General features: G+C 42.0%; 7 protein-coding genes. 2 read left to right on the top strand and 5 right to left on the bottom strand.

What is annotated here, in order from left to right; genetic code table 11:
• Positions 1–512: 512 nt before the first annotated feature.
• Positions 513–1124, top strand: a complete 612-nt coding sequence (locus WBM49_RS13580) for a DUF7486 family protein (RefSeq protein ID WP_424372588.1) — start codon at positions 513–515, stop codon at positions 1122–1124.
• Between the two features lie 190 nt (positions 1125–1314).
• Here the strand turns inward: WBM49_RS13580 and WBM49_RS13575 are convergent, their stop codons facing one another.
• The 4 genes from WBM49_RS13575 to WBM49_RS13560 all read right to left on the bottom strand — a co-directional run bounded on the left by WBM49_RS13575 (position 1315) and on the right by WBM49_RS13560 (position 5650).
• Positions 1315–2148 carry an MBL fold metallo-hydrolase gene (locus tag WBM49_RS13575; RefSeq protein ID WP_424372587.1) on the bottom strand — a complete coding sequence of 278 codons (834 nt, stop codon included), beginning with the start codon at positions 2146–2148 and terminating at the stop codon, positions 1315–1317.
• Positions 2145–2543, bottom strand: coding sequence for a hypothetical protein (locus tag WBM49_RS13570; protein ID WP_424372586.1), 399 nt, complete (start codon positions 2541–2543; stop codon positions 2145–2147). Before WBM49_RS13570 ends, WBM49_RS13575 begins: the two co-directional genes overlap by 4 nt.
• Positions 2544–2757: 214 nt before the next feature.
• Positions 2758–4485, bottom strand: a complete 1728-nt coding sequence (locus WBM49_RS13565) for an amidohydrolase (protein WP_424372585.1) — start codon at positions 4483–4485, stop codon at positions 2758–2760.
• A 43-nt stretch (positions 4486–4528) separates the two neighbouring features.
• The gene (locus tag WBM49_RS13560) at positions 4529–5650 is read right to left on the bottom strand and encodes an FG-GAP repeat domain-containing protein (protein ID WP_424372584.1); all 1122 of its coding nucleotides are present in this window, start codon (positions 5648–5650) and stop codon (positions 4529–4531) included.
• Positions 5651–5974: 324 nt separating this feature from the next.
• Between WBM49_RS13560 and WBM49_RS13555 the strand changes: the two genes are divergently transcribed.
• On the top strand, positions 5975–7279 hold the full coding sequence (locus tag WBM49_RS13555; RefSeq protein WP_424372583.1) for a serine hydrolase domain-containing protein: 1305 nt from the start codon (positions 5975–5977) through the stop codon (positions 7277–7279).
• A gap of 130 nt (positions 7280–7409) precedes the next feature.
• Here the strand turns inward: WBM49_RS13555 and WBM49_RS13550 are convergent, their stop codons facing one another.
• Positions 7410–10154, bottom strand: coding sequence for a TonB-dependent receptor (locus tag WBM49_RS13550; protein WP_424372582.1), 2745 nt, complete (start codon positions 10152–10154; stop codon positions 7410–7412).
• Between the last annotated feature and the right edge of the window lie 111 nt (positions 10155–10265).

The following is a 10265-nucleotide window of genomic DNA, read 5'->3' as shown; positions in this document are numbered from 1 at the left end:
ATACAATAACAGGGTTGGTTTTATACAAGGGATTTGCAGAAGGCCTGAATTTCGTATTTCAGACTTACGCATTCGGGTGTATAACCGAGGCTGTAAAACACAGGAGTTTGGATAGGGAGAGTTGGCTCGGATAATAGAAAGTACCAAATCTCAAATCACAAATTCCAAATCCCAAAAATGAAAAAAGCACATCTGAGTATTGGAATTTGGATTTTGGTTTTTGCAATTTAATAAATTGGGGTGGTTGGGGTAGGTAACAAGCGTGACGCGCCCGCCAACAGGGGAACTAAATATCCAATCCAGATAGGAGGTTCCATTTGAACCTCCGGAAATAATATTACTAAAAAGATTTTTAAGAATATTCCTGATACCGTAAACCTTATCCCTTGTCTTTCTTCCCAGGCTCATCTACGTTCTGGTGAAACCAAAGCCTGTGGAATTTTGTTTAAGTGATCTTTATCATGTTTCTGAGGTTGGTTAATTGATACATTTAGGGCTCATAAACAACAGTCATGAGGAATGCCAAACGAAATCAGCAGCTAACAAGATCCAAAGTAGTATTGCTTCTTTTTTTGTCATGGGCTTTTTATGGTAGTGCACAAATTGCGGATCAACCCAATTCTGAATTTTCTGAATCCGAAACGGTGCAGCAAACCGAAACACTATGGGAAATTAAAGCTTACAAAATGGCTGAAAAACTTTTGGATGTAAAGGCTATTGACAAAGATGGGAAACTGCATGATGTACTAGCCATCCAATATGGCGATGACATCAGTTTATTGGATGTGAAGGCATTTATACAAGATCAACGATTGCCTGTTAAATTGATCATTAAGAATGGGGAACGATATTATCCGGTTAAAGCCATTGATAACAATGGTACGTTAATAGATATAAAAGCTATAACCCAGGAAGGTGAAATATTACCTATTAAGGGTGTAAGTAAATCGGGCAATATTGTTCATTTAAGAGCCATCAAAGATGATCGTATATTCTACAACATTATAGCCATATCCCCAGATGGCGAGTTCAATCATGTAAAAGGAGTAAAAATGCTTGATAATCCTGTGGAAACTATCATCAACGGAGTATCCATATTTGCCCATATAAAGTCTATTAAATAGCATGGGAATTGTGAGGTGCGAGGCGCGTATTAGAAACCTCCTACCTCCAACTTCGTGCCTCTTGTCTCGTCCTTTTACCTCGTACCTCGCCTGTCTGCGCGCTAAGCCGGAGATAGCAACTATCAATATTGGAATTTGAATTATGTTATTTGGAATTTAAGAACAAAAGCGTGCGTACTCAAGCGACCATTTATACTTCTATCTCTTGTCCTTGCACAGCCAGCTCGATTGGAAAATTATAATCCGCCGTTCCCATAAAATTTGTAAACATACGGGTTCTCTCCTCGTCTGAATGAGCCGGATCATGGTGGAACAACAACAGGTGTTTGGCCTCTGTCCTGGCACAGAACTCGGCTGCAATATCCAGAGAGCAATGGCCCCATCCAACTTTTTCTAAATATTCATTTTTGCTGTATTGGGAGTCGTGTATAAGGAGATCTGCCTGATGAGCCAATCTGAATCCCGATACCCATTCATCTTCAGGAAAAAGGTGTGACCTCCCGATCACAGGCTCATGGTCTGGGAGGTAGGCCAGTGTCTTATTCCCACATTGAATACGAAAACCTACCGTGGGCCCCGGATGACTTATATATTCTGTAGTTATCGTAAAATTTCCAAGGGTAAATGTTGTATTGGGTAATTCCTCAACAATAAGCTTAGAAGGTAAATCCCGCAGCGGGATCGGAAAAAGAGGGGGCGATAAAAATCGATTCAATCGGGTTGTAAGTGATTCGGGACTGCCGCCTGGACCCCAGATATGTACTTCTTTATTGGGGTTGAACAAGGGTTTGCAAAAGGCCAGCCCCTGTATATGGTCCATGTGTAAATGGGTCAGTAAGATATCGATGCGGTCAGTGGTGTAAAAGGTACTAAAATCAATTCCTAAAATTCCGGTACCTGCGTCTACAATGATCCGTTCTTTTCCATTGATCACCTCAATACAAGAGGTATTCCCTCCTAAGATCTGGTTATTTGCCGAGGAGGTTGGATATGCTCCGCGGGTTCCGTGTAGTTTTACCTTCATCCTATGACTTCGTTATCCCAAAAGATGGCCATGGCTCCTGAAAATTTCTTAGAACGCCCTATGATTGGAATAGAGGTTACTGATATTTGAGTGGACTTGCCATTGAGGGCTTTGATCCAAAACGTCTTGTGCGCCGGTAGCCTATGTTGCAAGGTTTGAACCAGCGGTAGTTCCTCCGGAGGTAAACTATTACCTTCCTCATCATGCGGAAAAAATGAAGTGCCCCAATCGCCAACTGGCATAGGCCCTGTATCCTGGAATTTTTGGCCCAAAATAACTTCGGCGGGTTCGTTGTAAAAAATAAGGGTTCCTTCGGGATTAACTAAAAAAACCGGAACGGTTAGGCAATCTGCCAACTGTCTGCTCAATATTATTTCAATTTCGTATGCAGACATAGGCAGATGTTTATCAGCGTAGTCCTTTAAATATATAAAAAATATTCCGGTTTTACCAGTATACCAGCAAGTATGGGTGCGTCCTACTTTAAAAAGAATATTAAACGAATTACATAGCAAGCACTTGCTGTTTCCACAAAGAATTTATTACAAGGTGAAAGGCAGTGGTGAAATACATATTTGCCAATTTACAGGGGTATTTCAAAACGACGTTTCAATCTTTCTTGTTATAAACTACTTTCCCGTTAAAAATAGTCATGGCTATTTCTGTATTCAATAGCTCTTCTTCGGCAACGGTCATCAGGTCCTGGTCGTAGATGGTAAAATCTGCAAGTTTACCTACGGTGATAGACCCTTTGATGTCTTCTTCAAAGGCACCATAGGCTGCATCCAGGGTGTATGATCTCAGAGCCTGTTCCCTCGTCATCTTCTCTGCCGGTTCATAGCCGCCTTCGGGCGTTCCTTTTAAGGTCTTTCTGCTTACACTGGCATACAGACTCGCAATTGGGTTCAGCGGCTCTACAGGGACGTCTGTGCCGTTCACGATGGGAATACCGCTTTGCAACAGTGACTGCCACATATAGGCACCTTCTTTAATGCGTTGTTCACCCAACCTGTCAATGGCCCAGGGTCTGTCTGATGACAAGTGTACCGCCTGCATGGCAGGGATCACTTTTAATTTGGCAAAGCGAGGAATATCATCCGGATGTAGATGCTGGGCGTGCTCTATGCGAAACCTGGAGTTGGTTGCCAACTGAGGTAACTGCGTAAAAGCAGCTTCGTACCGATCTAAAATTTCTTTATTGGCCCGGTCACCAATGGCGTGTGAACATACCTGAAAACCATTTTTAAGTCCACTTAATGCTGTCTCTTCCACAAAGTCCATAGGGAGCGTTTCATGACCAAAGTGTCCGGGTCTGTCTGAATACGATTCCAACAGCCATGCCCCTCTGGAACCCAGGGCGCCATCACAGTTTAATTTTACGGAACGGATGGTCATTAAATGGTCTGGATCTACCATAGGGCCTTTTGAATACCATTCATTGAGCAATTCTTTATCCCAACCAGTTAGCATGCAATACAGACGGAGGTTCATTTTATTTTGAGCCTTCATTTCCTGGTAAAGTGCAATGGTCTCTCTCCCGATGCCGGCATCATGGAAACCTGTAATTCCATTCTTATGACAGGCAGCTACGGCCAGTTCAAATGCTTTAATATCTTTTTCAGGGGTGCTCTCCGGAATGTGCTTCGTGATAAGAGTTTGGGCCCGCTCATTGAAGACTCCCGTAGGTCTTCCCAGCGGGTCCCTCATAACTTCCCCGCCTGTTATTTCAAATTTATCAATTCCCTCTTTCGCCAATACCTGAATACCTGCTATTTCCATAGCCTTTGCATTGGCAAAACCTGCATGGCCGCTGGCATGTCTCAAATACACCGGATTATCCGGTGACACTTCACTAAGCAGATCGTGTGTTTGAAAACCATTCACCGTTACGGCAGGCATTTCTGTCCATTTACTCTGATGCCAACCCCTCCCGGTGATCCACTCCCCGGGCGCTGCTGTCTTTACTTTTTCCGCTACTGCATCTACTATTTCCTGATAACTGGTGGTATTCATCAGATCGAGATTCATTTCATTGTATCCCAATCCCATGAAATGACCGTGGCCTTCTATTAAACCGGGCGTCATGGTCTTGCCTTCTAAATCTATGAGTTGCGTCTGGTCGTTTTTGTATTGCTCGGCTTCCGTGAGATCTCCGGCAAAAATAATGAGGTTGTCCTTCACGGCTACTGCTTCTACCGTGACCTGTGTAGTGTCTACTGTATAAATATTCCCGCCATAAATGAGTAAGGTTGCAGATTGATCCTTAGGTTGCTGACAGGCTGTTAGAAAAAGGAAGAACAGTGCATAAACAAGGTAATGCATATTTCGTACTTGCATTGATTTCAAATTTTGCATATTTAATTGGATTTATGGGTTAGGCTTATCTTTTCTTTCGGTTTAGGTAATAGCGGTTGATCTCGTCAGAGTTTGCCTCAATAATATCAGGGAAACCATCATTATTTAAATCGGCAGCAATGATATCGTAGGTATCAAAGGATTCTTCCTCCAACACATTCTCTGTCCATTTGGCACCATTTTCTTCATTAAAAAACACCAGATTGGGACTTTCAGAATTTCCGATAATAATATCTACCGTGGCATCTCCATTTAGATCGGCCAAAGCCACAGCATAGCTGTCGGCATCTGTGCTATCGAAAATGACAAATTCGGTAAAGGGATTTGCTGAATTACCAAAATAGATAACATTGGGTTGGCCAATATTTGCGGTAACAATATCGGCCCATCCATCATTATTGAGATCCCCAACTCCTATGGAACGCGTATTGTCTTTTCCTGTTCCAAAGGCTATTTTCTCATTAAATCCTAAGGCACCATCATTGAGATACACGTAGTTAGGTTGTTCGTCTCTGTTGGCTAAAATCAGATCGTGATCCCCATCATTATCCATATCTGCCACTTCCACATCAATGGTTGAATCGTTTGTGCTCCCAAAGTTGATGGTTCTCGAAAAATTACCGTTGCCATCATTCAGACAAATTTCGTTGGCACGCCCTCTATTGGTGATGAGTATATCAATAAATCCATCTTTATTAAGGTCTGCCAGGGTAATGTTACGAGTAGGGGCATAGGCCTCGCCAAAAGTCCCATTGCTGGTAAAATTCCCTTGCCCATCGTTCAGGAACAAGGTATTAGGGGCCATATCATTTCCAACGGCTACGTCTAGATCTCCATCGTTATCCAGATCCGCCAATTCTGTGGCATAGGTTGTTTCCCTTAGGTCACCCAAATCTTTTTCGACCGTAAAGATTCCTCTTCCATCATTGGTAAAGATCCTGTTCTGTCCGGGCCAGTGTCTGCCATTGGCGACCAGCACATCTATATCGCCATCCCCGTCAATATCTCCACTGGAAATAGAGGCGGTACGCTCTTTATGGGTACCCAGAATTAATCTTTCGTTGGTCCTAAGCTCTCTTTCCTGGGAGAATGCATAACTACTAAAGAAACTGACTATACAGCTGGCTAAGATGATTGTTCTATTCAAGAGTACATTTTAGAGTTGTGTTTTTAGAAGGGATATAATTTTCAGACAATTTTATATGAATTACAAAAGAAGTTGATTGGCGATTGTATTTGTTCCTAGTTTCTCCGCCAAGATACTGAATTATCTTTTCTGCTCTCTATCAAAGATTAAGGATCGAATTATGGGTATTTAAAGGGATGTTCAGATACATGTAATGGCGTATCTCAAAATGAAATACACTGATTCTGATGAAAATACATAATAATTACAGATTAAAACGGTTATTTAAAAGTGTCTTTGTATTTTTCACCCTCAGGCACCCCAACTTAATAAGGTAACCTACGAATGCATCGTTTTAAAAACTTCATACTACCATCCATACTTCTGGGTATATTATTGGGCCTCACCATTAGCTTTAGTGAGCCTGAAACCAATTCAGGAGTACAAAACTCAGTGGCTAGTAGGAATCCTAAAAAGGTGCCCATAGACCCCAAAGAGGAGGCCCTGTATCATTGGCAACAGCAGGAATTAGAAGCCGCTGTCAAAACCTATTTTAAGAAGGCCATTGCTGCGGGAGACATAGTAGGAGCGGGTGTTAGCATCGTACGGGGAGATTCAATTGTGATCTCTCAGGGCTTCGGAAAAAGAAACAGTAACATGGACAAGGAGGTAGATGGTCAAACCATCTTTAGGCTTGGTTCATTATCAAAAGGATTTACGGGTATACTTGCAGCTAAAATCATACAAGAAGGTGCCCTTCGCAGGGAAGATAAGGTAAGCACCTATATTCCTGATTTTCAGTTGGGAGATCGTACAAATACGGAAAAGGTGACCCTGGCCCATATATTATCGCATACCTCCGGGGCGCCTTATCACAGTTTTACCAATCTGGTAGAAGCAGGTTTACCCTTATCTACAATAGCAGAACGTTTTAAAGAAGTACATCCAATTAGCGCACCAGGAACGCTTTACAGTTATCAGAATGCACTGTTTGCACTTTCCGGTGAAATGATTTACAAGGCAACCGGGCAGGGTATTGCAACATCGCTGGAAAATAAATTTTTTAAGCCCTTACAAATGTGCTCTACCACCATGGATTACGAAACTTTGGGACACGCTGTAAATGTGGCCATGCCCCATTATAAGTCTCGTTTCGGTTGGAGGCCCAAAAAGTTGAATGATCACTATTACAATGCCATAGCGGCTGGTGGTATTAGTGCCAGTGCTGAAGATATGGGAAAATGGATGCGGTTTATTCTGGGGCATAACCCGGAGATCATGAGTTTGGCATCCATACAAGAAGCGTTTAGGCCGGCTATTGAAATTAAGGGGCGCAGTAAATATTATCAGCGTTGGGACGGACACGTATCTTCTGCCTATGGTTTCGGATGGCGGATACATAAATTTGTTGAAGATTCCTCAACGCAGGAAAAAACCATTTGGCATCATGGGGGAAGCGTAAATAATTACAGAAATGAAATTGCCGTCTATCCTGAAGCCGATCTTGGGATCTGTGTGCTGTTAAACAGTAATTCCAGGCTCGCCAGGAAGGTAATACCAGATCTATACAAGATTGTCCAAGAGGTTTATGCCCAAAATACGACTCATATGGCCTCTGCGAACTTTCCTCCATTCAATCCGGATTTTTGAGTAAGTCACAACCAAGGAAGAGGTATAGTTGGCCTATCTGCAGACAGGCCTAGCACACTAGTTGTGGTTTGGTCTTTAGGCGACTAAAAATCCATAACTACTTTAAAGCCCAAATTTCTTTGGTATTCATCTAGTTAAGCAACTCATCAAATATCAGGGACACATAATATACTTGTCCAACAAAGGACGAGCCTAAATTGGTGCGGTAATCGCTTCCGCCAATGTTGGTGCCGCCAAGTTTAACAATGGTTTTAAGTGAAGGCAGGGTGTAATTTACCTGTGCATTTACTACCGCATAGGAAGGTATGTTTCCAACTCCAAATTGAGATTCCCATAAGAAAGAATCCTGGTAGCTTACATTGACATTAAATCCTAAATTTTTAGTCACTTCACTATTTGCAAGACCCAGATTATAGCGATTTTTTGGGGTGTTAAATTGCGTAAGGAAACCTGCAGGTTGATCTCCTGAGAAGGTTGTATAGGTGTAATTCCCTGTAAGCACAAAATTATTTGGCAAATTATAGGTTAGGCTCAATCCAAATCCATCCGATGTTACTTTTGAGGGTGAATTCGCATTTAGCAGCCATAGTGTTCCTGCGTCAACTTGTTGTCCCTGGTGCGCCGTTGAAACTTTGTTTATGGCGCTTACATTTCCTAGAAAGTTGGTATAGGAGGTGTGGTAGTAATTCAAGTCAACCAATAAATTGCCACCAATGATGCTATTATATCCTATTTCAAATGACGTTAATTCTTCTGGCTTTACGTACGGTGTGTCAAGCGTTTCAAGGGTAACATTACCTGGATTGGTTAGGACAGCTCCTGTTGTTGGATCTAAGGTGCCTCCCTGGGTTATAAAATCATTATAAGAAGCCTGCGTCCAGGACCCTCCATTATAAACGTTATATCGTGAAGCAATGGAAGGCACCCCGCCAAGAAGAATTCCATTAGGTGTAGGAAAATAGATAAACTGCGCAATCATATCCGGAAAACGAAAACCAGTCTGGTAATTAACCCGGATGTTATTGTTTCGGTCAGGGGAATACACCATAGATAAACGAGGCGTAAAGCGCCCTTCAAAGTCAAGCATGTTATCATATCTGATAGACGCTGCTACTTCTAATTTCTCCGCGATGTTTTTGGATATCTGTGTGTAAACTCCATAATTATTGGTTAAAATTCTTTCTGGGTTATCAGGGTCAACGGGAGCTTCATCAAAAGTGGTGGCCTTGCTAAACAGGTTAAATTGGCGGAAGTTGCCCCCTACTATAATTTTTGCCCAGTCAATGGTTTTAAAATTATAATAAAGTTCGGAGTTCCATATATAAGAATCTTGAAATAATGAAGCTCCCGGAGGATTTCCCTGATAATCTATAGATCTAATTTCACTCACCACGTCCTGGAATGATGGTACGTATTCTCCGGTAATAGGATCAATCATAAAACGGTCTGCATACGTCCTGGCGGCAGACGGGTCATTTGGAGTTACTCCTGGAATAGCACCGAGATTAGCTAATACATAATCCTCGATCCAACCACTGCCGTCCGGACGCTGTGACGGATTAAATCGTTCATTTACTAAAGTTCCTAAAGTGCCAATATCATAGGTATCATCAACATCACTCAAACTAATATAACTCCTGACAAAAAAATTATCACTTTTTAATTCGAGTTTAGCAAATTGGGTAGAAAAATCTCTATAGGCAAGTCTAGTTAGGCCTTGACCTACACTGCGGCCTCCTGCGTAGCGATAGAGACCAATGAGCTCCATATCTTGTTTGATCTTGTAATGAATCGCCACATCTGCCTTCTGCGTACGTGCATCATTATTATCGAGCAGTGTTTCTTCCTGTATACCGGTTCGTCTGATGGTGCCAATTCCGAAAGAATTGACAGGAAGCGGAATTTCATCACCATAAAGGTTAAGACCATCAAAATTGGGGTCATTGCTTAAGTCGGTTGTTGAATCCGGATTATTTCGATCGGTGGTGTAGTCGTTAGCGGTCCAGTCTTCGGCTCCCAGATAGTAAAAGTTTACTTTAAAGGCTATTTTATCATTAAAGGCCTTGGCATAACGCAAACTGTAAATCCCCATAGGGTTGGAACCTCCTGCGTTGGAATTGGTAAATCCTACCCTGGTCATCACGCTTAATCCTTGATAATCAAAAGGACTTTTACTCTTCATGATCATAAGTCCATTAAAAGCATTAGGACCATATAAGGCAGAGGCTGCACCAGGCAACAATTCAAGGCTTTCTATATCTAGTTCACCCAATCCCAGTATAGAGCCCAGGTTGGCATTTAAGGTAGGATCTGCAGTGTCCATACCGTCTACAATTTGCACAAAACGGGAATTAATGGCATCGGCAAAGCCACGTGTATTTACGGAGGTTAAATTTAAGCCGGAATTGGTAACCTGTACCCCCTTCATGTTTGCTAAGGCGTCATAATAATCTGCGGTGGGTGTCTGCTGGATGTATTTGATGTTCATTTTTTCGATACTCACCGGCGACTTGAGAATGCGTTGTCTTAGGCGTGAAGCGGAGACCACAGTTTCCTGTCCAAACATTGATTCTCTCTGCAAAGTGAGGTCGACGGTTGTGGTATTTTCATTTACTACAACTTCTTCTGTTCTAAAACCTAAATAAGAAAAGGTTAAGGTAAAGGGAGGCGTTTGTTCTACGGTTATAGAGTATTTCCCGTCTCTGCCTGTAATAGTGCCCTGGGAGGTTCCAACCACAATAATATTGACATCGGCAAGTACTTCCTGCGTACTTCCATCCGTAATTGTTCCGGTAACAGTGGTTTGTCCTAATAGCAATGTTGAACAGGCACACAGCAATAGTGTGATCTGTAATTTAGTTCTGAAAAGATTCATAGGTATAGTGGTTGAATGGACGGTCAGTATTTAGATTGTTCCAAATTAGGAAATTTAAATTGTTTATTGGAAATTATTTAAACCCTAATAAACTACATTCATTTTTTCAAA

Origin of the sequence: Muriicola sp. (assembly GCF_049669965.1) — a bacterium.
Taxonomy (GTDB): Bacteria; Bacteroidota; Bacteroidia; order Flavobacteriales; family Flavobacteriaceae; genus Muriicola.
Note: the sequence above shows the minus strand (reverse complement) of the source record. Positions and strands in the feature narration are given on the sequence as shown.